Origin of the sequence: Paracraurococcus ruber (assembly GCF_004353985.1) — a bacterium.
Lineage (GTDB): Bacteria > Pseudomonadota > Alphaproteobacteria > Acetobacterales > Acetobacteraceae > Paracraurococcus > Paracraurococcus ruber.
Map to the genome: position 1 here is coordinate 21112 of NZ_SMOA01000024.1, position 24785 is coordinate 45896.

General features: G+C 73.2%; 21 protein-coding genes. 17 read left to right on the plus strand and 4 right to left on the minus strand.

Annotation, left to right across the window (positions count from 1 at the left end; genetic code table 11):
- The 7 genes from glgA to E2C05_RS07315 all read left to right on the plus strand — a co-directional run bounded on the left by glgA (position 1) and on the right by E2C05_RS07315 (position 8707).
- The gene (gene glgA / locus E2C05_RS07285; RefSeq protein ID WP_133218973.1) at positions 1 to 1428 is read left to right on the plus strand and encodes a glycogen synthase GlgA; all 1428 of its coding nucleotides are present in this window, start codon (positions 1 to 3) and stop codon (positions 1426 to 1428) included.
- Positions 1421 to 3445 (plus strand): glycogen debranching protein GlgX, encoded by a 2025-nt coding sequence (glgX, locus tag E2C05_RS07290; protein ID WP_133218952.1) that lies wholly within the window; start codon positions 1421 to 1423, stop codon positions 3443 to 3445. The genes glgA and glgX overlap by 8 nt, the downstream gene beginning before the upstream one ends.
- A gap of 118 nt (positions 3446 to 3563) precedes the next feature.
- Positions 3564 to 4577: an ABC transporter substrate-binding protein gene (locus E2C05_RS07295; RefSeq protein WP_133218953.1), complete on the plus strand. Its 1014-nt coding sequence runs from the start codon at positions 3564 to 3566 to the stop codon at positions 4575 to 4577.
- Entirely contained in the window at positions 4574 to 5341 is a 768-nt protein-coding gene (locus tag E2C05_RS07300; RefSeq protein WP_133218954.1) for an ABC transporter ATP-binding protein, read from the plus strand. Before E2C05_RS07295 ends, E2C05_RS07300 begins: the two co-directional genes overlap by 4 nt.
- A gap of 50 nt (positions 5342 to 5391) precedes the next feature.
- The gene (locus tag E2C05_RS07305) at positions 5392 to 6186 is read left to right on the plus strand and encodes an ABC transporter permease (protein ID WP_408901612.1); all 795 of its coding nucleotides are present in this window, start codon (positions 5392 to 5394) and stop codon (positions 6184 to 6186) included.
- On the plus strand, positions 6183 to 7535 hold the full coding sequence (locus E2C05_RS07310) for a cytosine deaminase (protein WP_240046628.1): 1353 nt from the start codon (positions 6183 to 6185) through the stop codon (positions 7533 to 7535). The genes E2C05_RS07305 and E2C05_RS07310 overlap by 4 nt, the downstream gene beginning before the upstream one ends.
- A 23-nt stretch (positions 7536 to 7558) precedes the next feature.
- Positions 7559 to 8707 (plus strand): aminotransferase class V-fold PLP-dependent enzyme, encoded by a 1149-nt coding sequence (locus E2C05_RS07315; protein ID WP_133218956.1) that lies wholly within the window; start codon positions 7559 to 7561, stop codon positions 8705 to 8707.
- Positions 8708 to 8805: 98 nt separating this feature from the next.
- On the opposite strand, the gene E2C05_RS07320 is transcribed toward E2C05_RS07315, so the two are convergent.
- Positions 8806 to 9393 (minus strand): NAD(P)H-dependent oxidoreductase, encoded by a 588-nt coding sequence (locus tag E2C05_RS07320; protein WP_133218957.1) that lies wholly within the window; start codon positions 9391 to 9393, stop codon positions 8806 to 8808.
- A 74-nt stretch (positions 9394 to 9467) separates the two neighbouring features.
- On the opposite strand from E2C05_RS07320, the gene E2C05_RS07325 reads away from it, so the two are divergent.
- The 4 genes from E2C05_RS07325 to E2C05_RS07340 all read left to right on the plus strand — a co-directional run bounded on the left by E2C05_RS07325 (position 9468) and on the right by E2C05_RS07340 (position 12794).
- Positions 9468 to 9899, plus strand: a complete 432-nt coding sequence (locus E2C05_RS07325) for a cupin domain-containing protein (protein ID WP_133218958.1) — start codon at positions 9468 to 9470, stop codon at positions 9897 to 9899.
- Positions 9900 to 10109: 210 nt separating this feature from the next.
- A complete protein-coding gene (locus E2C05_RS07330; protein ID WP_133218959.1) occupies positions 10110 to 11126 on the plus strand; it encodes an aromatic ring-hydroxylating oxygenase subunit alpha in 1017 nt (338 codons plus the stop codon).
- Between the two features lie 91 nt (positions 11127 to 11217).
- Positions 11218 to 11889, plus strand: a complete 672-nt coding sequence (locus E2C05_RS07335; protein ID WP_133218960.1) for a cyclase family protein — start codon at positions 11218 to 11220, stop codon at positions 11887 to 11889.
- Positions 11889 to 12794 carry an amidohydrolase family protein gene (locus E2C05_RS07340; RefSeq protein ID WP_133218961.1) on the plus strand — a complete coding sequence of 302 codons (906 nt, stop codon included), beginning with the start codon at positions 11889 to 11891 and terminating at the stop codon, positions 12792 to 12794. The genes E2C05_RS07335 and E2C05_RS07340 overlap by 1 nt, the downstream gene beginning before the upstream one ends.
- 66 nt (positions 12795 to 12860) lie before the next feature.
- Here E2C05_RS07340 and E2C05_RS07345 read toward each other — a convergent pair whose 3' ends face one another.
- A complete protein-coding gene (locus tag E2C05_RS07345) occupies positions 12861 to 13697 on the minus strand; it encodes a TauD/TfdA dioxygenase family protein (RefSeq protein ID WP_133218962.1) in 837 nt (278 codons plus the stop codon).
- A 304-nt stretch (positions 13698 to 14001) separates the two neighbouring features.
- Between E2C05_RS07345 and E2C05_RS07350 the strand changes: the two genes are divergently transcribed.
- Entirely contained in the window at positions 14002 to 14295 is a 294-nt protein-coding gene (locus E2C05_RS07350) for a hypothetical protein (RefSeq protein ID WP_133218963.1), read from the plus strand.
- Between the two features lie 83 nt (positions 14296 to 14378).
- On the opposite strand, the gene E2C05_RS07355 is transcribed toward E2C05_RS07350, so the two are convergent.
- Positions 14379 to 15491 carry a glycosyltransferase family 2 protein gene (locus E2C05_RS07355; RefSeq protein WP_158291989.1) on the minus strand — a complete coding sequence of 371 codons (1113 nt, stop codon included), beginning with the start codon at positions 15489 to 15491 and terminating at the stop codon, positions 14379 to 14381.
- Positions 15492 to 16070: 579 nt separating this feature from the next.
- Here E2C05_RS07355 and E2C05_RS07360 point away from each other — a divergent pair.
- The 5 genes from E2C05_RS07360 (at position 16071) to E2C05_RS07380 (ending at position 23052) form a co-directional block, all read left to right on the plus strand.
- Positions 16071 to 17531, plus strand: a complete 1461-nt coding sequence (locus E2C05_RS07360; RefSeq protein ID WP_133218965.1) for a UbiA family prenyltransferase — start codon at positions 16071 to 16073, stop codon at positions 17529 to 17531.
- 7 nt (positions 17532 to 17538) lie between these two features.
- Complete coding sequence (locus tag E2C05_RS07365; RefSeq protein WP_133218966.1) at positions 17539 to 18921, plus strand: FAD-binding oxidoreductase; 1383 nt, start codon at positions 17539 to 17541, stop codon at positions 18919 to 18921.
- Positions 18922 to 18932: 11 nt separating this feature from the next.
- Complete coding sequence (locus E2C05_RS07370; RefSeq protein WP_158291990.1) at positions 18933 to 19685, plus strand: SDR family NAD(P)-dependent oxidoreductase; 753 nt, start codon at positions 18933 to 18935, stop codon at positions 19683 to 19685.
- 148 nt (positions 19686 to 19833) lie between these two features.
- Positions 19834 to 21687: a bifunctional sugar phosphate isomerase/epimerase/4-hydroxyphenylpyruvate dioxygenase family protein gene (locus tag E2C05_RS07375; protein WP_133218968.1), complete on the plus strand. Its 1854-nt coding sequence runs from the start codon at positions 19834 to 19836 to the stop codon at positions 21685 to 21687.
- An 87-nt stretch (positions 21688 to 21774) separates the two neighbouring features.
- Entirely contained in the window at positions 21775 to 23052 is a 1278-nt protein-coding gene (locus E2C05_RS07380) for an MmgE/PrpD family protein (protein WP_158291991.1), read from the plus strand.
- A 269-nt stretch (positions 23053 to 23321) separates the two neighbouring features.
- Here the strand turns inward: E2C05_RS07380 and E2C05_RS07385 are convergent, their stop codons facing one another.
- On the minus strand, positions 23322 to 24302 hold the full coding sequence (locus tag E2C05_RS07385; RefSeq protein ID WP_133218970.1) for a Bug family tripartite tricarboxylate transporter substrate binding protein: 981 nt from the start codon (positions 24300 to 24302) through the stop codon (positions 23322 to 23324).
- Positions 24303 to 24785 lie beyond the last annotated feature (483 nt).

Consider the following 24785-nt stretch of genomic DNA (forward strand, 5'->3'; position numbering starts at 1 on the left):
CTGCGGCTGCTGGCCGTGGCGTCGGAGGCGGTGCCGCTGGTCAAGACCGGTGGCCTCGCCGATGTGGTCGGCGCGCTGCCGGCCGCGCTGGCGGCGCAGGGCGTCGCCGTCACCACCCTGCTGCCCGGCTATCCCGCGGTGACGGAGGCGATCGGCGGGGCGCCGGTGGCGCTCGACCTGCCCGACCGCTTCGGCCCGGCCCGGCTGCGCGCGGCGCGGCGCGGCGCCATGGATCTACTGGTGCTGGAGGCACCGCAGCATTTCGGGCGGGCCGGCAACCCCTATTCCGCGCCCGGCGGCGCGCCGTGGGAGGACAACGGCATCCGCTTCGCCGCCCTGGGCTTCGCCGCGGCGGAAGCGGCGGTGGCGCTAGGCTTCGATGCGGTGCATGCGCATGACTGGCAGGCGGGGCTCGCCGGCGCCTATCTGGCCCATGGACGGCGGCGGGTGCCGTCGGTCTTCACCATCCACAACCTGGCCTTCCAGGGACAATTCCCCGCCGCGCTCTTCCCCGCGCTCGGCCTGCCGGAGGATGCCTTCGGCCTCGCGGGCCTCGAGTATTTCGGCGATGTCGGCTTCCTCAAGGCCGGCCTCTGGTATGCCGACCGCATCACCACCGTCTCCCCCACCTATGCCGAGGAGATCCGCACGCCGGCCGCCGGCATGGGTCTGGACGGGCTGCTGCGCGGCCGGGCCGGCGCCGTGTCCGGCATCCTGAACGGGCTGGACACGACGGAGTGGAACCCGGCGACGGATGCGGCGCTGGCGGCGCGCTTCTCGGCGGCCGACCCGGCGCCGCGCGCCGCCAACCGGGCGGCGCTGCAGGCGCGCTTCGGCCTGGCGCCGGATGACGCGGCGCCGCTCTTCGCCTTCGTCGGCCGCCTCGCCTGGCAGAAGGGCATGGACCTGGTGCTGGAGGCGGTGCCGGCCCTGCTGGAGGCCGGCGGGCAGCTGGCGGTGCTGGGCACCGGCGATGCGGCGCTGGAAGCCGCCTGCCGCGATGCGGCGGCGGCGCATCGCGGCCGGGTCGGCGCCGTCATCGGCTTCGACGAGGGCGCGGCGCGGCTGGCCTATGCCGGCGCCGACAGCGTCCTCGTCCCCTCCCGCTTCGAACCCTGCGGCCTCGCCCAGCTCTGCGCCCTGCGCTATGGCGCGCCGCCGCTGGTCGCACGGACCGGCGGCCTCGCGGACACCGTCATCGACGCCAACCCCATGGCCCTGGCGGCCGGCTGCGCGACCGGCATGCAATTCCCGCCCGGCGATGCCGCCATGCTGGGCGCCGCCCTGCAGCGCACCGCCGCGCTGATCCGCGACCGCGCCGGCTGGGCGCGCCTGCGCGCCAATGCCATGGGCTGCGACGTGTCCTGGGACCGCTCCGCCGCCAGCTATGCCGCACTGTTCCGGGAGATCGTGGCGGCGGATGCCTGACCTGCTGGAAGGCCGGTCGGAGCCGCTCGGCGTCGTCGCCGAGGGCGCCGGGGTGAATGTCGCCGTGGTGGCGCCGGATGCCTGGGCGGTGGATTTCTGCCTGTTCCACCCGGGCTCGGATGCGGAGATCGCCTGCCACCGCCTGCCGCTGCGCAGCGGCGATGTCTGGCATGGCTGGGTGCCCGGCGTCGGCCCGGGGGCGCATTACGGGCTGCGCGCGCATGGCCCCTGGGAGCCGGAGGCGGGCCATCGCTTCGACCCGGCCAAGCTGCTGCTCGACCCCTGGGCGACGCGCATCGACCGGCCCTTCCGGCTGGACGCCCGCATGTTCGGCCGCGGCGTGGACAGCGCGCCCTGCATGCCGAAGGCGGTGGTCCCCTTTCCCGCCATGCCCGCGCCGCCGATCCCGATCGCGCCCGGGCCGCGGGTGATCTACGAACTGCATGTGCGCGGCTTCACCCGCCTGCATCCGGAGATCCCCGAGGCGGTTCGCGGCACCTTCGCCGCGCTCGGCCACCCGGCCGCCATCGCGCATCTCCGCGCCCTGGGCGTCACCCATGTCGAGCTGATGCCGGTCGCCGCCGGCATCGACGAGCGGCACCTGCCGCCGCTCGGCCTCAACAACCACTGGAACTACAACCCGGTCGGCGTCCTCGCGCCAGATCCGCGGCTGGCGCCGGGCGGCATGGCGGAGATCCGCGCCGCCGTGGCCGCGCTGCGGGCCGCCGGCATCGGCGTCATCCTCGACGTCGTCTACAACCACAGCGGGGAGGGGGACGAGCATGGGCCGACCCTCTCCCTCCGGGGCCTGGCCAATGCCGCCTTCCATCGCATCGGGCCGGATGGCCGCTACGCCAATGATGCCGGCTGCGGCAACACCCTGGCGCTGGACCGGCCCTGGCCGCTGCGCCTCGCCATGGATGCCATGCGGCACTGGGTCCTGCAGGCGGGGGTGGAGGGGTTTCGGCTCGACCTCGCGCCCGTGCTCGGCCGGCGCGCCGATGGCTTCGACCCGGATGCGCCGCTGCTGCAGGCCATGCGGCAGGATCCCGTGCTGCGGGAAAGGCTGATCATCGCCGAGCCCTGGGACATCGGCTGGGGCGGCTACCGCCTGGGCGAGTTCCCGCCGGGCTGGGGCGAGTGGAACGACCGCTTCCGCGACACGGTCCGCCGCTTCTGGCGCGGCGATGCGGGGCAGGTGGCGGACCTTGCCACCCGGCTGGCCGGGTCGGCCGACCTGTTCGGCCCGGCGCGGCGGCGGGTGACGGACAGCGTCAACTACGTCACCGCGCATGACGGCTTCACCCTGGCCGACCTCGTGGCCTTCACCCGGAAGCGCAACGAGGGCAATGGCGAGCATGGCCACGATGGCCATAACGAGAACCATTCCTGGAATTGCGGGGTGGAGGGGCCGACGCGCGACCCGGCGGTGCTGGCCCGCCGGGCCGGCGATGTCCGCGCCCTGCTGGCGACCCTGCTGGCGGCGCGCGGCACGCCCATGCTCTCCATGGGCGACGAGTGCGGCCGGACCCAGGGCGGCAACAACAACGCCTATGCGCAGGACAACCCGGTCTCCTGGCTCGACTGGGCCGGGATGGACATGGACCTCATGGGGTTCGCCGCGCGGCTGGTGGCGGCGCGCCTCGCGCATCCGGCGCTGCATGGCGACGCGGCGCTGACCGGGCTGCCCCTGGACGACAGCGGCCTGCCGGATGTCGCCTGGCTGCGGCCGGATGGCGCGGCGATGGGGCCGGCCGACTGGGCGGATCCGGCCGGGTGCGCCCTGGTCATGGCCCTGTACGTGCCGGCCCGCGGCGTCCGACCGGCCGACCGCGTGCTGCTGGCGCTGAACGGCGCGGCCCATGCCGTGACCCTGGCGCCGCCTGCCGCCCGGCCCGGCTTCGCCTGGCGCATCCTGGCCGACAGCGCCGATCCCGCGGCGCAGGGGTCGGCGCCGGCCGCGCCGCGCCTGCCGCCGCGCAGCGTCCTGCTGCTGGCCGAGACCGCGGCTGCCTGACCCGCCGGGCCGGCCGCGGCTGCCGCTGCCGCAGCGGTTGTGGCACAGCCCTTGCGTGACCAGATCGTGAGCGAAGGCCCGCTGAAGGGTGGCCCGCCAACCGGGAATGGAGAGGGACATGCGGACCAGGTATCGGATCGAGCGACGGGCGCTGCTGACGGGCGGCACCGCGCTGGCGGTGGTGGCGGGCGCGCGGGTGCCGGTGGCGCAGAGCCTGGACAAGGTCTCCTTCCAGACCAACTGGCGCGCCCAGGCGGAGCATGGCGGCTACTACCAGGCGGTCGCCGCCGGCCTCTATCGCCGCCACGGGATCGACTGCGAGTTGCGCCAGGGCGGGCCGCAGCAGAACCCGGCGCAGCTCCTGCTCGCCGGGCGGGTGGACATGATCATGTCCTCCGGCTTCCAGGCGCTGAACTATGTGCGGGAGAACCTGCCCTTCCTCTGCATCGCCGCCATCATGCAGAAGGATCCGCAGGTGCTGATGAGCCATGAGGAGGCGGGCCTCGCCGGCTTCGAGGCGATGCGCGGCCGGCCGATCTTCGTCGGCGCCGCCGGTCGCGTGACCTACTGGCCCTTCCTGAAGGCGCGCTTCGGCTTCAGCGACGACCAGATCCGCCCCTACACCTTCAACATTCAGCCCTTCGTCGCCGACAGGTCGGCGATCATGCAGGGCTTCCTCTCCTCCGAGCCCTATTCGGCCATGCAGGCCGGGGCGCGGCCGCACGTCCACCTGATCGCCGATGCCGGCTACCCCAACTACCAGACCACCATCGACATCGCCCGCCGCATGACGGAGGAGAAGGCCGACCTCGTCCAGCGCTTCGTGGACGCGACGATCGAGGGCTGGGCGCAGTACATGCAGGGCCGCGACATCGGCGCCGCCAATGCCATGATCATGCGCGACAACCCGGAGATGACGCAGGACCGCATCGACTACGCGATCCGCGCGATGAACGAGCGGGGCATCGTGCTGTCCGGCGATGCCGAGGCGATGGGGATCGGCGCCATGACCGATGCGCGCTGGGCCAGCTTCTACACCACCATGCGCGATGCCGGCGTGGTGCCGGCGGGGCTCGACGTGACGCGGGCCTACAGCCTGCGCTTCGTGAACAAGCGGGTCGGCCTGGCTTGAGCGCGGCGTCCCTCGTCTCGCTGCGCGGCGTCGCCAAGCGCTATGCGACGGGCACGCTGGCGGTGCGGGGGATCGACCTCGACATCGCGCCGGGGGATTTCGTGGCCCTGCTCGGCCCCTCCGGCTGCGGCAAGTCGACGCTGCTGCGGATGGTGGCCGGGCTGGCCGAGCCGACCGGCGGCCGCATCGCCTGGCCCGGCGGCCAGCCCAGCGCGCGCGACATCGGCTTCGTCTTCCAGGAACCGACCCTGATGCCCTGGGCGACCGCGCAGGCCAATGTCGCCCTGCCGCTGGAACTGGCCGGGATGCCACGCGCGGAGGCAGCGTCGCGCGCCGCTTCGATGCTGGCCCGGGTCGGGCTGCAGGGCTTCGAGAAGGCCTATCCCCGCGCCCTGTCCGGCGGGATGAAGATGCGCGTGTCTCTCGCCCGCGCCCTGGTGACGAAGCCGCGGCTGCTGCTGATGGACGAGCCCTTCGCGGCGCTGGACGAGATCACCCGGTTCAGGCTGAACAACGACCTGCTGGAGCTTTGGACGGCGGAGCGCTTCACCGTGGTGTTCGTGACCCATTCCGTGTTCGAGAGCGTGTACCTGGCGCAGCGCATCGTCGTCATGGCGCCGCGCCCCGGCCGCATCCATGCCGAGCTGGCGGTGGACGCGCCGGCGCCGCGCGGGGAGGAGTTCCGTACCTCCGCTGACTATGCCGCGCATTGCCGGGAGGTCTCGCAGGCGCTGGCCGCCGCCATGGCGCCGGCTGCGGCATGAGCGAGGCGGTGGAAGGCGCGCCGTCCGAGGCGCCCCGCCCCGGCCTGGCCATGGCGCCGGAGGCCTGGCTGCGCGTGCTGGCGCCGGTGGTCATCGGCCTGCTGGTGCTGGGCGGCTGGGAATGGCTGGTGCGGGCGCGGGAGATCCCGCCCTACATCCTGCCCGGGCCCATCGCCATCGCGCAGGCGCTGGTGCGGGACTGGGGGACCCTCTCGGCCTCCCTGCTCGTCACCCTGAAGACCACCGGGCTGGCGCTGCTGGTCGCCGCCGCACTGGGCCTGCTGCTGGCGGTGGCCTTCGCGCAGTCGCGCATCGTCGAGCTGTCGCTGTTTCCCTATGCGGTGATCCTGCAGGTGACGCCGATCGTCGCCATCGCGCCGCTGATCATCATCTGGGTTAACGACGTCACGCTTTCCCTGCTGATCTGCGCCTGGATCGTGGCCTTCTTCCCCATCCTGTCCAACACCACGGTCGGGCTGAACAGCACGGACCACAATTTGCTAGACCTGTTCCGGCTGTACGGCGCCAGCCGCTGGCAGGTGCTGTGGCGGCTGCGCCTGCCGACCGCCATGCCCTTCTTCCTGGCCGGACTGCGGATCTCGGGCGGGCTGGCGCTGATCGGTGCCATCGTCGCGGAATTCGTGGCCGGCACCGGCGGCAACGCCTCGGGCCTTGCCTACCGGATCCTCGAGGCCGGCTACCAGCTGCAGATCCCGCGCATGTTCGCCGCGCTGGTCCTGGTCTCCGGCACCGGCATCGCCATCTTCCTCGCGCTCAGCCTGCTGTCGCACCTGCTGCTGCGCCGCTGGCATGAGAGCGCGATGGGGGGAGGCGAGCGGCGATGAGCGGCGCGATGGAGAAATTGCGGGCGGCGATCGCCGGCGGCGGCGGCGACTACTGGCTGCGCGACGCGCGCGCCCCGGCGGCGCTGCTGGCCGCCGATGCGCCCGGGCCGGTGGATGCCCAGGGCCTGACCCGTGTGGACCTGCTTGTGGCGCAGGGCCGCATCGCCGCCATCGCGCCCGCCGGCACCGCGACGGAGGGGCCGAGCCTGGAGGGCGGTCAGGTCTGGCCCGGGCCGGTCGATGGCCACACCCATCTCGACAAGGGCCATATCCTGCCGCGCCGGGCCAACCCGACGGGCGACTTCGCCGGCGCCATCAATGCCGCCGCCGCCGACCGCGCCGGCTGGACCGATGCCGATATCGAGGCGCGCTTCGAATGGAGCCTGCGCGCCGCGCATGCGCATGGCACGGTGGCGATCCGCACCCACCTGGAAAGCTATGCGCCGCGCGACCCCGCTTCCTGGCGGGTGTTCCGGACCCTGCGGGACCGCTGGGCCGGGCGGATCACGCTGCAGGCCAGTTCCATCGCCCCGCTGGACCGTTTCCAGGGCGAGGATGGCCAGATCCTGGCCGACCTGGTCGCCGACAGCGGCGCGGTGCTGGGCATGGTCACGCGCCTGACCGGCGGCGTGCACGACGCCATGCCGGCGGAATTCCAGCCCATGCTGGACCGCTTTTTCGCCCTGGCGGAGGCGCGCGGCCTCGATCTCGACCTGCATGTGGACGAGAGCGGGGAAGCCGGCGCCCGCGCCCTGCGCGAGATCGCCGCCACCGCGCTGCGCCGCGGCTTCAAGGGCCGCATCCAGTGCGGCCATTGCTGCTCGCTCTCCATCCAGCCGGAGGAATTCGCGCAGGAGACGATCAAGCTCTGCGCGGAGGCGGGCATCGCCATCATCGTCCTGCCCATGTGCAACATGTACCTGCAGGACCGCGTCGCCGGCCGCACCCCGCGCTGGCGCGGCGTCACCCTGGTGCATGAGATGCGGGCGGCGGGCATCCCGGTCTCCGTCGCTTCCGACAACACCCGCGATCCCTTCTACGCCTATGGGGACATGGACATGGTGGAGGTGTACCGGGAAGCGACGCGCATCCTGCACCTCGACCATCCATTCGCCGAGTGGCCGCGCGCCGCCACCGCCACGCCGGCCGCCGCGTTGGGCCTGAGCGATGCCGGCTGGCTGCGCGTGGGTGCGCCGGCCGACCTGCTGCTGTTCCGTGCCCGCGGCATGACGGAATTCCTCAGCCGGCCGCAGTCCGACCGCGTGGTGCTGCGGAACGGCCGGGTGCTGGCGGCGGAACTGCCCGACTGGCGGGACCTGGACGCGGTGCTGGGCACGGGTCCAGGCTAGGTCCTTCATCGGGAGGAACCGCCATGCTCGCCTGCCAGCGCGATGCCTTCGACATGCCGCGCGACATCGCCTACCTCAACGCCGCGTCCTGGAGCCCGCTGCCCAAGGCCGTCCAGGCGGCGGGGCATGAGGGCGTGGCGCGCAAGGGCCAGCCCTGGCGCTGGGGCGCGGCGGAGCAGGCGGCGCAGATCGCCCGCGCCCGCCAGGCCGCGGCGGCGCTGATCAATGCGGCGCCGGGGGACATCGCCCTCGTCTCCTCGGTCGGCTACGGCGTCGCCACCGCCGCCAAGGCGCTGCCCGTGCCGCGTGGCAGCCGCGTGCTGCTGCTGGCCGATGATCACAGCTCGCCCACGCTGGAATGGATGCAGCGCGCGCCGGAGGGCGGCTTCGCGATCGAGGCGGTGTCCTGCCCACCGGATGGCGACTGGACCGCGGCGCTTTTGGAGGCGATCGGGCGGCCCGGCGCGGCGCCGCTGGCGCTCGCCTCCATCTCCTCCGTCCACTGGTCGGATGGTGGGCTGGTGGACATGGCGGCGGTCGGCGCCGCCCTGCGCAAGCAGGGCGCGGCGCTGCTGGTGGATGCCACGCATCATGCCGGGGTGCTGCCGATCGACGTGCAGGCGCTGGACCCGGACTACCTGATCTTCCCGACCTACAAATGGGTGCTGGGGCCCTATGGCCGCGCCTTCCTGTACGTGGCGAAGCGCTGGCAGCAGGGCGTGCCGCTGGAACAGACCAGCTATGGCCGCAAGTCGGTGGCCGCCGAGCATGCGCCCTATTTCGCCGACCTCGCCTTTGCCGAGGGCGCGAAGCGCTTCGACATGGGGGAGCGGGACCATTTCATCTCGCTGGAGATGGCGGCGGTCGGGATGGAGATGATGGCCGCCTGGGGCCAGGCCGCCATCGCCGCGAGGCTTGCCTTGCTCAACGAGCGCATCGCCGCGGGGATGGAGGGGCTGCCGGTCACGGTCCCGGCGGCACGGGTGCGGGCGCCGCATGTGCTCAGCCTGGGCTTCCCGCGCGGCATGCCGGCGGGGCTGGTGGAGCGGCTGGCTGCGGAGAAGGTCTATGCCGCGCCGCGCCTCGGCCGGCTGCGGATCAGCCCGCATGTCTACAATGACGAGGCGGATGTGGAGGCGCTGGTCGGCGCGCTGCGGCGGTGCCTGGGCTAGATCGCGCCGCACCCTTGGCGGTTCTGCGGCGCGATCCAGCCGATGGTGTGCAGGTCGGACCCACGCCTCGGGGCCCGGCGGCCCTGCGGCGATCCGGCCTAGCCCCGCCAGCCCGCGAAGAACCCGCGCACGCGGCCGAGGAAGCGCTCAAGCTCCGGCCGCGTCCGGTGGTCCATGCGCGTCAGGTACAGCCAGTCCAGCCGGCAGCCCCGGGCGCAGAGCCGGCGAAGCCCGCGCCCCATCACCTTGCGGTCCGGCCAGCCGATATACCACAGCAGCCAGAGCGGCGAGCCATAGGTCGTCACCACCGCGATGCGGCGGATATTGGTCAGCATCGGCTCGATCGCGCCCTCGCCGATGCGGAAGGCGATGCCGGGCAGCCAGACGCGGTCGAACCAGCCCTTCAGCATGGCCGGCATGCCGTACCACCAGGTGGGGTAGACCAGCACCAGCGCCTCCGCCCAGCGCAGGTCGGCCGCCTCCGGTGCGACGAAGACCTCGTTCTCCCCCGGCGTGTTGGTCACGCGGTGCTCCGCGGCAGACATCACCGGGACGAAGCCCTCGGCATGCAGGTCGCGCAGCCGCACCTCATGCCCCGCCTGCGCCAGCGCATCGCGCGCGGCGTCGCGCAGCGCGGCGGAGAAACTGTCCGCCCGCGGATGGCAGGCGATCATCAGCACCTTCATGCGTGGCCCCGGCCCATTCGTTGCGCGCTGGATGCACGGGGCGGGGCCGTGCCGCAAGCAGGAGAATCGGATCCATGATGACCGCGCCGGTGATCGGCAAGCGCGCCGCCGAATTGCAGGGCTTCCGCATCGCGCCGGGCGATTCCAACTACTTCGCCTGCCTGCTGGACCCGCTGGCGGATGGCGTGTCCTTCACCCTGGTGGTGGAGATCTTCGAGCCCGGCGGCAAGACCCCGCCCAACACCCACCAGGCGGCGGAGGAGGCCTTCTTCGTCCTGCGTGGCCACGGCGTCGCGCGGGCCGATGGGCGGGAGGTTCCGATCGGCCCCGGCGACTGCTTCGTCCTGCGGCCGGGCACCGAGCATGTGGTGGAGAATTCCGGCCCCGGGAAGCTCTACTGCCTGACGCTGATGGCGCCGAACGAGGGCTTCGCTGAGCTGATCCGCCGCGGCACGCCCGTGGACCTGGCGCCCGACGACATCGCGGTGCTGACCGGCGCCGCCTAGGGCGGATCGCGGCGCGGCCTGGATGCGGCGGCGCGCGTCTCCGCGCTTTGGTGGACGGACCCGTGCGGATCGCCGCGTGGCGCGACGCCGGCGATCCTGCCGCCGTGCTGGGCGGACCCTGCCCAGGCCGCGGGCAGGCACGGCATGCCCCGGGCGAACCGCGCTGGTCCGTGGCTTGCAGCCCGAGGGGCAAGCCTGCCGGAGACCCCCATGCTCGTCACCCAGACGCCGCTGCTCGCCCGCTTCTGGTACCCCGCCATCCCGCTGGCGCATCTGGCGGAGGGACCGAGGCCGTTCCGCCTGCTCGGCCGCGACCTGGTGCTTTGGGTGGCGGGGGACGGCACGCCGGTGGCGATGGAGGATCGCTGCTGCCACCGCACCGCGAAGCTCTCCAAGGGCTTCTACACGGAAGGGCGGCTGGCCTGCGGCTACCATGGCTGGGAATTCGACGCGCAGGGCAAGGTCGCCCGCATCCCGCAGCGCCCGCCGGAACGCCAGGGCCCGATGCGCATGGGCACCCGCGCCTACCACGCTGCCGCGCGCTACGGCTATCTCTGGGTCGCGCTCGAGGATCCGGTCCACCCGCTGCCGGAATTCGAGGAGGAGGCGCAGGGCTTCCGCCGCATCGACGAGTTCTGCGAGACCTGGGCCTGCGCCGGCCTGCGCCTCATGGAGAACAGCTTCGACAACGCGCATTTCTCCTTCGTCCACCGCGCCAGCTTCGGCGACCAGGGCCACCCCGAACCGGCCAAGCTCGAGATCGAGGAGCACGCCGACGGCTTCATGATGCTCACCGAGGTGCCGGTGAAGAACCCGGAGATCCAGAAGAAGGTCCTGCGGATGGACAGCGACGAGACGGTGCGTCGCATGCGTGGCCGCTGGTACATGCCCTTCCTGCGCAAGCTGCAGATCACCTACCCCAACGGCCTAGTCCACAGCATCGTCACCGCCGCGACGCCGGTGGACGACCGTACCTCCCTGGTCGTGCAATTCGTCTTCAGGAACGACACCGAGGCCGATGCGAAGGCCGAGGACGTGATCGCCTTCGACCGCATCGTCACGAACGAGGACCGCGAGATCCTGGAAAGCACCGACTGGGACGTGCCGCTGCACCAGGAAGGGATCGAGTTCAACATGCCGTCCGACCGGCCGGGCGTGCTGATGCGGCGGATGCTGGCGGCGGCCATCGCGGCGGAGACGCCGAGCCTCGCCGCCTCCGGCGGATAGGTGGCCACGCGCCGGCCGGCTTTCCGGGCGGCCCGCGGATGGCCTAGGCTCACCGCAAGCCCGGCGCCGACCGGGCCGGGAGGAAGCCCGCATGCGCATCGTCGATCTCTCCATGCCGATCGCGCCGCATTTCCGCTGGCGCACGCAGGTCAGCATCACCGGCGACATCGCCGCCGGCGACCAGTTCCGCATCTCCCGGCTCGATGCCGCCTGCCACGGCTTCAGCCATGTGGATGCGCCGGCGCATATCCTGGCGGATGCCCCGACCATCGAGGCGACGCCGCTCGACCGCGTCGTCGGGCCCTGCCGCGTGCTGGATTTGCGCGACGCGCCGGACAACCGCGCGATCGACGCGGACCGGCTGGCGGCGGCCGATCCCGGCGGACCACCGGGGGAGATCCTGCTGCTCTCCGCCGGCTGGGACCGCCGGCGGGACCATAAGACGCCGGAATTCTGGCGGGAGGCGCCCTGGCTGACCCGCGATGCCGCGGAGTGGCTGCTGGCGCGGGACCCCAAGGCGGTGGCCTTCGACTTCCCGCAGGACTACCCGATCCGCCTGCTGCTGGACGGGCAGCAGGTGCCCTTCGACCAGCATGTCACGCATGACGTGCTGCTGCGCCGCGGCATCACGCTGATCGAATACCTCGTCAACACCGCTGCCCTGGCCGGGCCGCGCACCTTCCTCTGCGCCGCGCCGCTCTTGATCCCTGGCGCCGATGGCGCGCCGGCGCGGGTCTTCGCCCTCGAAGGCCTGCCCGCCTGATGCTGCCGATCATCGACGCGCACCACCATCTCTGGGACCTCGGCGCGAACCGGCATCCCTGGCTGCAGGAGGACCCGCCGCCTGCCTTCCGCTACGGCGACACGCGGCCGCTGCGGCGGAACTACCTGCCGGCAGACTACCGGCGCGACGCCGAAGGCCAGAACGTCGTCGGCACGGTCTACATGGAGGCCGAGCACGACCCCACCGACCCGCTGCGCGAGACGCGCTGGGTGCATCGCATCGCCGCTTCGCATGGCCTGCCGCAGGCCATGGCCGGCGCCGCCTTCCTCGACCGCTCCGATGCCGCCGCCGTCATCCGCGCCCAGGCCGCCATGCCGCTGGTGCGCAGCCTGCGGCACAAGCCGAAGGGCGTGGCGCGGCCGCAGGACTACGATCCGGCGCATCGCATCCCCGGATCCCTGCGCTGCCCCGCCTGGCGCGCCGGCTACCGCCACCTGGCCGATAGCGGGTTGCATTTCGAGTTGCAGACGCCCTGGTGGCACCTGCCGGATGCGCTGGAATTGGCGCGGGACTTCCCCGGCACGCTGGTGGTGCTGAACCATCTCGGCCTGCCGGCCGACCGCAGCGCGGCGGGACTCGCCGGCTGGCGGGACGCCATGGCGCGGCTGGCCGAGGCGCCGAACATCCGCGTGAAGCTCTCCGGCATCGGCGTGCCCGGGCAAGCCTGGACGCCCGATTCGCAGGCGCCGGTGGTGCTGGAGGCGGTGCGGCTGTTCGGCGCCGAACGCTGCATGGTCGCCAGCAATTTCCCGGTGGATGGGCTCGTCGCCGGCTTCGGCACCATCATGGGTGGGATGCGCGCCATCCTCGCTGCGCTGCCGGAGGCTGCGCAGCGCCGCATCCTGGCCGGCACCGCGACGGAGACCTACCGGATCAGCCTGTAGGCCTATGCCAGGTCGGTGCGCGGCGCGCCTCCGCCGCGCGGGCAGGGGCCGGCGGCGACGCCGCCTTCAGCCCGCCACCACCCAGGGCATGGCATCGCGCGCCGCGGCGACCGGCACGTCGCCCTCGATCCGCAGCGTCTCGAAGCCGCCGGCGCCGAAGGCGGTGTGCAGCATGCTGCGGTTGTCCCAGACCAGCACATCGCCGGCGCGCCAGGCATGCCGCCAGGTCACGGCCTCGGCCGTCGCGGCGGCCGCAGCCTGGTCCAGCAGGCGCCGGCTTTCCGCCGCCGGCAGGTTCAGGATGCGGGTGGCGAAGCCCGGGCTGGCATAGAGCGCCGCCTCGCCGGTCAGCGGATGTCGGCGGACCAGCGGATGCTCCGCGCGCGCGGCACGGTCGAGCGGCGAGGCATGCTCGGCCCGCAGCGCCTCCAGCCTGGCGCGGGCGGTGTCCGGCAGCAGCGCCAGGGCGCGGCGCTGATCGGCGAACAGGATCTCGCCGCCATTCGCCTCGGCCCGCACCAGGCAGGCCAGCGCCGGCTCGGCGGCGAAGCTGCGGTCGGCATGCCAGAAGGGTCCGGGCGCGCTGCCGGGGGGCGGCGCGTCCGGCACGGGCCCGATGGACAGCGGCAGGGCGGGCGCCGCCTGGTGCAGACCCTGGTCGAGCAGCGGCGCCTCCAGCGCCGCCAGGCCGCGCGCCAGCCCGGCGGGCAGCCCGGCCTGGCGGCGCAGCAGCAGCACGCCGTGCTCCAGCAGGGCGTCGTGGAGCACTTCCAGCAGGGGCAGGGGGACCGGGCCGCACAGGTCGAGCCCGGTGACCTCCGCGCCGAAGGCCGGGTGCAGCGGATGGAGGGCGATGCCGCCGGCGAGCGCGGCGGGCAGGGTACGGGGGGAGGTGATGCTCATGGCCAGCCACTCCGGTCGGTCCGGGACGGGCAAGGCGCGGCGCCGCGCCTTGTTCCACGCCGTTGCCTGGAGGATGGCTCATAAAATCCGAAGATCAAGTGTAAATTTCTGAAAGTACGATCCACCAGGGCTATTATGTGCCCATGGCGGGTGCCTGCCCAAGTGCAAATACAGCGAATGAAGGGCGTGAATTAACCCTTCGGGCCCGGCGCGGATCGCCGCCGGCCCCGTGGCGGCATGGCCACGCGCTTGCGTCGGACCGGCCACGCGCCGACGCTGCCCGGAAGGCTGGAGGAGACCGCGAATGACCGCCGAGGAGTTCCGGCTTGCCGCCCGCGCCGGACCCACCCCGCCGGAGGGGCTGGCCGGCCCGCTGGCGGCGCTGTGGTGGGACGCAAGGGGCGATTGGGACCGCGCCCATGGCGCCGCCCAGGCCGGGGAGGATGCCGCCAGCGCCTGGGTGCATGCCTATCTGCACCGCCGCGAAGGCGACCTGGCGAATGCCGATTACTGGTACCGCCGCGCCGGCCGCCGCCGCCCGGCCGACCCGCTGGAGGCGGAATGGGCGGCGATCGCCGTCGCCCTGCTGGCCGCCTGAACGCCGCGGGAGGCGCCCCGCCCGTCCGGTCCGGCTCTGTCGCGGCAGACAGCGATCTCAGGCCGGCCCGTCGGCCGGCCGGTTCAGCGTCCCGGCGGCCCGGGCGGCGCCGCCTCGCCGATCGCCCTGGCGTCGATGTCGAGCGCGGGGATGATGGGCGTGCCGTCGCGCCGGATCAGCGCCCGCAGCGCCCGGCCGGGCAGGCTGCGCTTCTTCTGCTCCCCCGCCAGCGCCATGCGAGTGAAGCCCTGCGCATAGGCCAACCGCCAGCGCAGCGGCAGCAGCCTTGTGCTGTCGCGCGGCAGCAGGCCGGTGACGGCGGTCAGCGCCTCCACCACCAGCCGTCGCGGCAATTCCCGCCACACGCTCTCCGGCGAACCCATCATGCGGCGCGTCGCCACGGTGGAGGCGCCCTGCCAGTACAGTCGGTTCAGCAGCCAGTCCGGGTTCAGCCGGCGGCCCTGGATCTGGTGCATCACCACCACGCGGCTGTCGTACCAGGCGGAATAGCCGCGGTCCTGCAGCGCCCAGCCGACCTGCACATCCTCGTCCGACAGCAGCAGGCCGCGCACCCGGCCCAGGCCGTCGGCGAAGCCCCCCATGTCCAGCAGCGGCTTTCGCTGCACGATCATGTTCACGCCATAGGGTTCCAACTTCGCCGGCACCGCCGGCGTGCGGTATTCCCCGCGGCCTTCCCATTCGATGATGGACAGCACGCCGCGCAGGGAAGCCGGCCACCATTCGGGCAGCGGTGCTTCCCACAGCGGCAGGACCCGGCCGCCCAACACGCCGGGCCAGGGGTCGAGCTCGGCGATCACCGCCTGGATCTGCTCGACCCAGTCGGGCATCGCCATCGCGTCGTCGTCGATATAGGCGACGAAATCGCCGGTTGCGTGCTCGGCGCCCAGGTTGCGGGCAGCGCTGGCGCCGGGCTGGTCCAGCCGCATCAGCCGCGCATTCGGCATCTCCGCCACCATGGCGCGCAGCAAATCGTGCGTTTCCGGCTGGCCGCAGCTATCGACGACGATGATGTCGAAAGTCTCAATCCCGACAGTTTGCGCCCGCAGGCTGTCGAGGCAGCTGCGGACGTAATGCGGGCGGTCATGCGTGGCGAGGCAAACCGTAACCTTTGGTACGCGGCGACCGCGAGGCCCCGGGCGTTCTTCTGCGACGGTCAGGTCTCGTGGCTGGATCATCGGCCAGCCTAGCGCTTCATGACCCATATCGTTTCTGTCACCACCCGGCTTTTCGGCGCGGACCTTAGGCAGCGCCAACCTCAGAGAGAAGGTGAAGAACGAAGGCCATCCCTCGGCGCCTGTCACGAGTGCTTGCGGTGTGTCTTGCACATGCCGCCGTGGTGCAGGGGTCACACTTGCCCGCGAGGCTTTGCCGACAGCGGTTGGAATCGCGCAGCACGCGCATCATGGGCGCGGGCAATTCCCTTCAGTGAGGATCTGATATCGGCGTGCGGCGACACCGGGCGCCTTCAGCGCGCATCGGCGGCCGCCGGGCCGCGCGCCGTCGCGCCTGGCATCGCGCGGGACTGTCCGACGCGGCGGCAATGCGCAGTCGCAGCAAACCTGAAACGCGCTCAGTGACGAAATTCTTCTCGCAATAGGTTCGCGCTGTGGTGTCTGGCGAATCGGCCGCGTCGATGCGCCCGCCGCTGCGCGCGCATCCCGCCGTCATGCCTGCGTGTCTCACGCCAATGGCACTACCTCCGGCGCGGTGCGGGTGGGAGTTTCCGGCCGATCCGAACCGGGACCGATAGGCTGATGCAGGACGTGCAAGTCGCGTCGGCGGCAGGAAGCGCGGCATCGCCGCTGCCCCTTGCCGTCGACCTCGACGGAACATTGCTGACGACGGATACGCTGCACGAAGGGCTGGTGGCCGCGCTGCTGCGCGACCCCGCGTCGGTGCCGGCATTGCTGGCGACGCTGCCGAAGGGCCGCGCCGCCTTCAAGCGCCGCGTCAGCCGGGCGGCGCCGGCCAATGCCGCCGTGCTGCCGCTGCGCCAGGATTTCGTCGAATGGCTGGAAGCGCAGCGCGCGGACGGCCGCCGGTTGCACCTCGTCACCGCCGCCGACCAGTCGGTCGCCGATGCGGTGGCCGCGCATCTCGACATCTTCGACAGCGCCACCGGCAGCGACGGCACCCGCAACCTGAAGGGGCCGGAAAAGGCCGCCTGGCTGCGCGAGCGCTTCCCCGCGGGCTTCGCCTATGCCGGCGACAGCCGCGCCGACCTCGATGTCTTCGCCGAGGCGGACGAGATCGTGCTGGTCGCGCCGAAGCCGGATGTGGCGGCGGCCGCGCGGCGGATCCCGGATGTCGAGATCCTGGCGGAATTCCCGCGTCACGCCTCGCCGATCCGGGACTGGATCGGCGCCATGCGCATCCACCAGTGGTCGAAGAACGCGCTGCTCTTCGTGCCGCTCATCCTCGGGCACAAGCTGGGCGACCCGTCGGCGATCCTCGATTGCGTGCTCGGCCTGCTGCTGATGGGCTTCACCGCCTCCGGCACCTATCTGCTGAACGACATCGCCGACCTGCCCAGCGACCGGCTGCACCGCAGCAAGCGCAACCGCGCCATCGCCGCCGGCCGCATCCCGCCGCTGCAGGGCCTGGCGGGGGCGATCGCGCTGATCCTCATGGGGCTGCTCGGCGGGCTCGTGCTCAGCCCCGCCTTCGCGCTCGGCCTGCTCGCCTATGTCGTGACCTCGCTGACCTATTCCGCCTATCTCAAGCGCATCCCGCTGGTCGATACGCTGACCATCGGCGGCCTGTTCACCCTGCGCCTCGCCCTCGGCGTCGAACTCGCCGGCGTGCCCTATTCGCCCTGGCTGATGGCCTTCGCCGGCTTCTTCTTCTTCTCCTGCGCCCTGGCCAAGCGGCATGGGGAGTTGCAGGAGGCGCGGATGCCCGGCGCCGGCCTGGCCCGCCGCGGCTACGAGACGGAGGACTGGCCGCTGACGCTGGCCTTCGGCGCCGCCGCGGCGCTCGCGGCGCTGCAGATCATGATCCTCTACGTGGCGAACGAGGCGGCGCCGTCGCGGCTCTACTCGCACCCCGCCTGGCTCTATGTCGCGCCCGCCGCGCTGTCCGCCTGGCTGGTGCGCATCTGGATGCTGGCGCATCGCCGCGTCCTGCGCGACGATCCGGTGGTCTTCGCGCTGCGCGATCCCTGGAGCTGGGCGATCGGCGCCGTCATCGCCGCCGCCATCATCGCCGCGCTCTGAGGTGACCATGCCGGACACGATCACCGACCCGCGCACGGCGCAGGCCGCCGCCGCCCGACCCGCCGCGGGCTGGAAGGAAACGGCGCTGCAGGGCTGGGGCCGCAGCAGCAGCGCCCCCTGCCTGGCGGCGCGGCCGGAGCGGATGCGCGAGCTGCTCGCCGCGCTGCAGCCGCCCGAGGGCCGCACCCTGCTGCCGCATGGCGGCGGCCGCAGCTATGGCGACCAGGCGCTGAACAGCGGCGGCGCCGCCATCCTCACCACCCGGCTCGACCGCATCCTGGCCTTCGACGAGGGCTCGGGCCTGGTGGTGGCGGAGCCGGGCGTGACCTTCGCCGACCTGCTCGAGGTCTTCCTGCCGCGCGGCTGGCTCGCCCCGACCTCCCCCGGCACCGCCTTCGCCACGTTGGGCGGCGCGGTCGCCAACGACGTCCACGGCAAGAACCACCACCGCGCCGGCAGCTTCGGCGACCATGTGCTGTGGCTGGACCTGCTGCTGCCGGATGGGCGCCTGCTGCGCATCTCGGACGAAGAGGAGGCGGCGCTGTTCCGCGCCACCATCGGCGGGATGGGCCTGACCGGCATCGTCACCGCCATCTGCTTCCGGATGCAGCGGGTGCCGTCCAACGCGCTGCGGGTGCACAGCCGCCGCGTGCCCGACCTGGAGGCCTTCCTGGCCGGCTTCGCCGAGGCGGCGGAGGCGACCTGGTCGGTCGGCTGGATCGATGCGCTGGCCGGTGGCCGCGCCCTCGGCCGGGGCGTGCTGGAGACGGCCGAGCCGAGCGAGTCCGGCCTGCCGCCGCCGAAGCTCAAGTCCCGGACCTTCCCGATGGATGCGCCACCCTGGCTGCTGAACCGGCTGACGGTGCGCGGCTTCAATGCGCTCTACTGGCGCCGCGCGCCGGTGGCGGGGCGGGAGCAGACGACGCATTACGGCAAATTCCTCTACCCGTTGGACGCCATCCTGCACTGGAACCGGATGTATGGCCGCCGCGGCTTCCACCAGTTCCAATGCGTGCTGCCCTTCGGCCCGGGCGAGGCGGCGCTGCGGCAGCTGCTGGAGACCATCTCGGCCGCCGGCGAGGCCTCCTTCCTTGCGGTGCTGAAGGTCATGGGGCGGCCGGGCCGCGGCCTGCTCTCCTTCGCGCTGCCCGGCTATTCCCTCGCCCTCGACATCCCGGCGCGGCCCGGCGCGGCCGAATTGCTGGCGGCGCTGGAGCGCATCACCCGCGATGCCGGCGGGCGCATCTACCTGGCGAAGGACAGCATGCTCTCGGCCGAGGGATTCTGGAGCATGTATCCGGAGGCGCGGCGCTTCATGGAGATCCGGGCCGAGATCGACCCCGAGGGCCGCCTGTCCTCCGACATGGCGCGGAGGTTGCACCTGGCATGAGCGATTCGGGCATGAGCGCAACCACGAACCCCACTTGGCTGATGCTCGGCGCCTCCTCCGCCGTGGCGCGCGCCTTCGCGCGGGAAGCGGCCTCGCATGGCGCCGGCATCCTGCTGGCCGGCCGCGACATGGACGACCTGGAGCGGCAGGCGGCCGACCTGGCGATCCGGCACGGCGTGCCGGCGGCGCCGGTGCCCTTCGACGCGCGCGACCTCGGGTCGCACCGCGCCTTCGCCGAGGATTGCGCGGCGCGCGCCGGAGGTCCGCTGAACGTCTTCCTCGCCTTCGGCGTCATGCCGGACCAGGCGGAGGCGGATGCCGACCCGGACGCCGCCGCCGCCATGGTGGAGGCGAATTTCACCGGCGCCGTCACCGTGCTCGCGGCCCTGGCGCCGGTGCTGGAGGCGCAGGGGCAGGGCACCGTGGTCGCGCTCGGCTCCGTCGCCGGCGATCGCGGCCGCAAGCGCAACTACACCTATGGCGCGACGAAGGCGGCGCTGCTGACCTACCTGCAGGGCTATGCCGCGCGGCTGTCCGGCGCCGGGGTGAAGGTGCTCTGCATCAAGGCCGGGCCGGTCGATACCGGCATGACCTGGCCGCTGCCGAAGCTGCCCTTCATGGCCAGCCCGCCTGCCTTCGCCCGCGCCGCCTGGGCCCGGGCGGCCAAGGGCGGCGGCGATGCCTACATCCCCGGGATCTGGTGGCCGGTGATGACCATCATCCGCCACATCCCGACGCGGGTCTTCAACCGCCTGAACATCTGACGGCGGCGGCCGCCCGGCGGCCGCCCGGCGGCCTGCCGCGCGCCGCGCGCCGCGTGCCGCGGGCGGGAGGGGCATTCGGGCTGGCCGCCATCGGGTGTAGAAGGGCGGTCCCGGCGCAGCGCCGTCGCGCCGGGCAGGACCCTTGCGCATGCCCTTGCCGAAATCCATCGCCACCGTCTGCCTCAGCGGTGCCCTGCCGGACAAGCTGGAAGCCGCCGCCCTGGTCGGCTTCCAGGGCGTCGAGATCTTCGAGAACGACCTCCTGACCTATGACGGCTCGCCGGAGGAGGTGGGGCGGCTCTGCCGCGACCTCGGCCTGGCCGTCACCATCTACCAGCCCTTCCGCGACTTCGAGGCGATGCCGGAGCCGCAGCGCCGGCGCAACCTGGACCGCGCCGAGCGGAAATTCGACACCATGCAGGCGCTGGGGACCGACCTGATCCTGGTCTGCAGCAACACCCAGCCCGCCACCTTGCCCGAGGCCGAGCGCGCCGCCGCCGACCTGCGCGAGATGGCCGAGCGCGCGGCGAAGCGCGGCCTGCGCGTGGGCTACGAGGCGCTGGCCTGGGGCCGGCAAGTCAGCCTCTGGCGCCAGGCCTGGGACATCGTCCGGCAGGCCGACCACCCGGCGCTCGGCCTGATCCTCGACAGCTTCCACACCCTCTCGCGCGGCGACGACCTGGCGGGGCTGGAAGCGGTGCCGGCGGAGAAGCTGTTCTTCCTGCAGCTGGCCGATGCGCCGAGGCTGTCCATGGATGTCCTGTCCTGGAGCCGGCATTTCCGCCTCTTCCCCGGCCAGGGGGAGTTGCCGGTCGCGGATTTCCTGCGGGACGTGCTGCGCGCCGGCTATGCCGGCCCCGTCTCGCTCGAGATCTTCAACGACGAATTCCGCGCCGCCCCGGTCCGCCGCATCGCCCGCGACGCGCTGCGCAGCCTGGTGCTGCTGGACGACCAGGTGCGCGGGGCCGTGCCGGTGCCGGCCTCCCCGCTGCCCGCCGCGCCCACCCTCGCCGGCATCGAATTCGTGGAATTCGCGGTGGACGATGCGGCGCGGGAGGCGCTGGGCGGCTTCCTCGGCACGCTCGGCTTCCGCCGCGCCGGGCTGCACCGCTCGAAGGCGGTGGAGCTGCAGCGGCAGGGCGGCGTGAACCTGGTGCTGAACAGCGAGCCGGACAGCGCGGCGGCGGAGCGCTTCGAGATGTTCGGCCCCGCCGTCTGCGCCATGGCGCTGCGGGTGGACGACCCGGACCGCGCGCTCGCCCGCGCCCGGGCGCTGCTCAGCCCGGCCTGGCAGGAGAGGGTGGGGCAGGGGGAGCAGCGCATCCCCGCCATCCGGGCGCCCGACGGCACGCTGGTCTACCTGGTGCGGACGGGCAGCGACATCTGGGCGGACGACTTCCAGCTGCTGCCGGGCGAGGGCGGCGCGCCGGCCTTCACCGGCATCGACCATGTCGTGCAGGCGCTGGCGCCCGGGCATCTCGACGGCTTCGTGCTGTTCTACCGCGCCGTCTTCGGGCTGGACGCGGAGCCGGTCTTCGAGCTGCCCGATCCCTTTGGCATCGTCCGCAGCCGCACCCTGTCCGCCGCCAACCGCACGGTCCGGCTGCCGCTGAACGTCTCGGAAAGCCGGCAGACCGGGACGGGGCGCTTCGTCTCCGCCTATGCCGGCGCCGGCGTGCACCACATCGCCTTCGCCGCGCCGGATGCCGCGGCGCTGGTCGCGGCGGCGCCGGACGCGCCGATGCTGGAGATCCCGGAGAACTACTACGACGACCTGGCGGCGCGCCTCGGGCTGGAGGATGCGCAGCTCGCGGCGCTGCAGCGCGCCCACCTGCTGTTCGACCAGGATGCGCAGGGCGGCCGCTTCACCCACGCCTATACCCAGGCCTTCCAGGACCGCTTCTTCTTCGAGGTCGTCGAGCGACGGGGCGGGTACGACCAGTACGGCGCGGCCAATGCGGCGGTGCGGATGGCGGCGCAGGCGCGACAGCAGAAAAAGTAAGGGGCGGGGGCAATGTATTCCCCCTGCAACCCCTTCCAATCTTTCCGAGTCTTGCGCGCGCCGCCTGCCAAGGTAAGCCTGACACTTATGCGCCCGATCCCCGACCATGTCCGCGACCATGCGGGCCTGATCCTCGCCGATACCCTGGCCGCCATCGTCGCCGGCCATCGGGAGGCCGAGGTGCGGGCCCTCGCCGCCCGCCATGCGACCGGCGGCGTGGCGCTGCTGGGCGCCGCCGCCGCCGCGCCGCCGCCCATGGCTGCCTTCCTCACCGGCCTCGCCGGCACCGCCGCCGAGCTGGACGAGGGGAACTATCCCGCCGGCGGCCACCCCGCCATCCATGCCATCGCCGCGGCGCTGGCCGAGGCGGCGGCGCGCGACTGCAGCGGCGCCGCGCTGCTCACCGCCTGCATCGAGGGATACGAGGCGGGGTCGCGCGTCGGCCACGCCATGCGCCTGCGCCCCGCCGCGCATCCGCACGGCACCTGGGGCGTCATCGGCGCCGCCGCCGCCGTCGCCAGCCTGCGCGGGCAGGACCCCGCCGCGACGCGGCGGGCGCTGGATCTCGCGGCGTCGCTCGGCCTCGCCACCAGCGCCTCCGCCTCGCTGCGCGGCGGCTCCGTCCGCAACGTCTATGCCGGCGCCGCGGCGCAGAACGGCCTGCTGGCCGTCGACCTGGCCGAGGCCGGCATCACCGGCGAGCCCGGCGGCATCCCCGTCGTCTTCGGCCAAGTGATCGGGGAGGGTTGGGACGCGGCGGCCTACGAGGCCGGCGCGTCCCGCTGGTTCATCCTGGAAAGCTTCCTCAAGCTCCATTCCTGCTGCCGCGAGACTCAGGGCGCGCTGGAGGCGATCGAGCTGCTGCTGGCCGAGGCGCCCATCGCGCCCGCGGCGGTCGAAGCCATCGAGGTCGAGACCTTCCACTCCGCCTCGCTGCTGTCGGAACGCGCGCCCGTGGCGCCGATCGCCGGCCGCTTCTCCATCCCGTTCACCGTGGCGACGCGCATCGTCTCCGGCGGCGCCTGGATCGAGGCCTTCGCGCCCGCCGCCATCGCCGACCCGGCGACGCGGGCGCTGGCCGCGAAGGTGACCGTGCGCCACGACCCGGCGCTCACCGCCCGGCAGCCGGCCGAGCGCGTCTGCCGCCTGCTGCTGCGCCTGGCCGACGGCACGGAGCGCCGGCGCGAGGTCATCGGCACCCCGGGCGACCCCGACCGCCCGCACCCGGAGGCCGCGCTGCGCGAGAAGTTCCGCCGCGCTGCGGAGCCGGGCTTCGGCACCCGCTGGGCGGAGCTTTGGGAGATGGCCCGGCACCCGGATCGCGTCGCCCAGGCCTCGGCGCTTTTCGCCGCCTTCCGGCCGTGAGGCCAGGCGGGCTATGGCGTGACGCCGGGACGCGGTGGGTGCTCGGCGCCGCACCTTCGCGGCGGCTGATGCAACGGCGCTGCACCGCCCCGCCGGACCGGCGACCCGTCTGAACCTGGGAAATAGCGCAATCGGGCGCGGCCTCAAACGGCGCGGTCCTGACCGATCCACCCGCGCGCCGGCCATCCTGATGCGGCGGAGCGCGGCGGTCCCGGGCCTGGGCAGCCGTCGCTGCCGCGCAGTCGGTCCTGGCGATGCGCGCCGCGGCGCTACTGCGGCTCGATGCCCGCCGCCTTGACCACCTGCGCCCAGCGCGCCACCTCGCCGCGGACCAGCGCGGCCAGCGCCTCCGGCCCCTGCTGCTCCGGCCCGGCGGGCAGCGAGCCGAGTTCCTCGATCCGCCGCCGCACCGCCGGGTCGGCCAAGGCCTCGCTCAGCGCCCGCGCCAGCCGGGCCTGCACCGCCGGCGGCGTGCCGCGCGGCGCGAAGATGGCGTTCCAGCCCTGGAACAGGAAATCCGGCACCCCCGCCTCCCGGCTCGTCGGCACGCCGGGGGCGCCGGCACTGCGCGCGGCACCCGCTATCAGCAGGCCGCGCATCGTGCCGGCCTGGATCTGCGGCACCGCCGCCGGCGCCAGCACGCAGGCGCTGTCCACCAACCCCGCGACGAGATCGTTCACGGCGGGGCCTTCGCCGCGATACGGAATTTCGTTCATCTTCAGGCCCGTCAGATGGCCGAACAGCGCGCAGGCCAGATGGTTGGTGGACCCGATGCCGGCATTGGCGTTCGACACCGTGCCCGGCTTGTCGCGCACCAGCGCCGCGAACTCGGCGTAGCTCTGCGCCGGGAAGCCATTGCGGATGACGAGGTAGAGCGGCGTGCCGGCGATCAGCCCGATCGGCGTCAGTTCCCGCGGGTCATAGGCGACGTTACGGTAGATGCTGGGCGCGGCGGAATGGCTGCCCAGGCTGCCGACCGTCAGCGTGTGGCCGTCCGGCGCGGCATTGGCCCCGCGCGCGCCGCCGATCGTGCCGCCAGCGCCGGTGACATTCTCGACCACCACCTGCTGGCCGAGGCTGCGGGACATGTGCGCCGCGACGATGCGCGCCAGCACGTCGGTCGCGCCGCCGGGCGCGAAGACGACAATCATACTGATCGGGCGGGCCGGGAATTCCTGCGCCCGCGGTGGTCCCCCCAGCGGCGCGGCCAGCAGCAGCAGCGCGCCGAGCGCTGCCAGAACATGATGCATCGAGACATCCCCCCGGCATCGGCCCTGGTCGCGGGCCGTTGCAGGAATGGTGCGGGAAGCGCGCGGCGCGGTCCAGGGCATGTGTGCAAAGCGCCCGCCGATGGATCGGCGCGGGCCGCTCCCGGCTTGCCGGGACGCCGGCGCCGCGCGGCATGCTCTGCACGGGTTGGGCGACCAGGATGCGAAAGGCCGGCCCGAACCATGCCCGCAAGGCGGTCGCGCCGCGCCGGGTCCGGCCGCCCGACGCATCGCGGCCCCTGGCGGGCAAGCCCTGACCCATCCCGGCAGGGGCGGGGATGGGCGGCCACGCCGGCTTTCCCGATCCGCCGGGCGGCGATGCGGTGGCAGGCCGGAGCCGACCCGCCGGTCCGCGACGGGAGGGAGCGGGCCATCGCGGCAGGACGGTCTGGGCGCCAGGCGGCCAGGCCGGCACCGCCGCCGCTGCGGACCGGGCGCGCCGCCGCGTCCCGGCCGGCCCGCCCG